The 1,497-nt window shown below is 67.5% G+C and carries 1 protein-coding gene and 1 pseudogene; one reads left to right on the top strand and one right to left on the bottom strand.

Features of this window, described 5'->3' with window-relative positions; genetic code table 11:
- Nucleotides 1-888 (bottom strand): PDDEXK family nuclease (locus D3H34_RS32545; protein ID WP_491047160.1); only part of this gene is annotated, 888 nt, incomplete at its 3' end.
- Nucleotides 889-1,261: 373 nt separating this feature from the next.
- On the opposite strand from D3H34_RS32545, the pseudogene D3H34_RS34120 reads away from it, so the two are divergent.
- Nucleotides 1,262-1,497, top strand: a pseudogene (locus tag D3H34_RS34120) (hypothetical protein); the annotation flags it as partial.

Below are 1,497 nucleotides of genomic sequence, written 5' to 3'. Positions count from 1 at the left end.
CTGCAGCGCTTCTTCATGGCGCTCGAGGCGCTCGAGCACGCGGATGCGCCGGTGGCGCGCGCCGGGGTAGCTGCATTGCGCGTAGACCTGCAGCGCATCGTCCCACTGCGCAGCGCGCTCGCAGGCATTGCCCAGGCGCAGCAGCAGCTTGGCGCGGCGTTTTTCCAGCCAGGGGTTGCTGCTGTGGCAGGCGTCTATGGCCTGCAGCATGGCGGTCGCGTCCGCGCCGTCTTCCACGGCCTGGCGGCAGGCCTGCAGCGCGAGGTAGGCGTCGATGTCCGCGCGGGTCTGGAAGGCGCGCGAGGCGGCGTCGAACGCCACGCTTTCGTACTTGAACACCCCCAGGTCGGCGAGCACGAACTCGGTCCAGTTCTGGTGCAGATTGCCGAAGAACATCAGCCGCAGGCGCTCGCTGAATTCGCCCAGCATCACGCGCCATACGGGCTCGCGCGCGCGCGGATGCCATTCGGCGTAGCGCTGCGGCGCGGCATGCGCGCCGGCCAGCGTCTGCAGCCAGTCCGATTTGCGCGTGCCGCTGCCGCGCTCGGCGCCCGCGAAGACTTCGGCGAGTTCGCTGCGCGTATGCAGATCGAACAGTTCCTCCAGGTGCATGGGGGCCTGGGTGTCCAGCCATCCCAGCGCGAGCAAGGGCGCAGCGGCGGCCTCGATTTCTGGAATCTCTTCATAGACCAGCTTGGACGCCCGGAACCACGGCCCGCGGCGCATCAGCATGCGCACCAGCAGGGCCCGGGACAGCGGCGGCAGCGCCGCGAACCGGGCGAGGAAAGCGCGCTCGTCGGCGTCCAGCAGGTCGCTGTAGCGCTGCGCAATCCAGGCCAGCGCGCGCTCGAAGTTGTGCAGATAGTAGTAACGGTGTACGGGCACCACGCCGACGTCTGACATGGGTCAATCCGCGGCCACGGCCTCCAAGCGCTGCGCAGCTATGCGCCAGCAGGCAGCAGGAAAGGCGGGGCCAGGAAGCGGTGTGAACATGCATGAACTGTACATAAATACATACTTTTCCGGCCGCGGAGAATCCATGAATTGCGCTTTGCTACTGTGTCTGTAGCGAGCGGCGCTGTCGGTGCGCGCGCTGCGGGCCGGGCGCAACGGGATGCGGGATTCCGGCCCGGGACCGGCCTGGCGCCGCATTTGTCGATCATCCTGCGGGCATCCCCAGGCACAATCGCTGCTGGTCAAAAATGGGAGGATGCGTGCCGCATCCGTGGGGTTGGTCGCAATTTCAAATCCAAAGGTCACAATGTTTGCTCTTTTCGCTTCCCGGTTCCTGAAGGGTGTTGCCACGGTCGCCGTGGGTTCGGTGGCCACGATAGGCATGGCCCAGGCACAGGCGCCCGTGCCGATCAAGGTGGGTGTGGCGCTCGATATCTCCGGCCCGTTCGCCGCGCCCGGCGCCGAAGCCGTGGCCTTCGCGGGCCTGTCTTCCATCGCCCAGGCCGTGCGCCTGCTGGGCGCGCTGCGCGGCCATCTGGGCGA

It is taken from the genome of Acidovorax cavernicola, from assembly GCF_003581445.1.
This window is presented reverse-complemented; position numbering and strand designations above follow the sequence as displayed.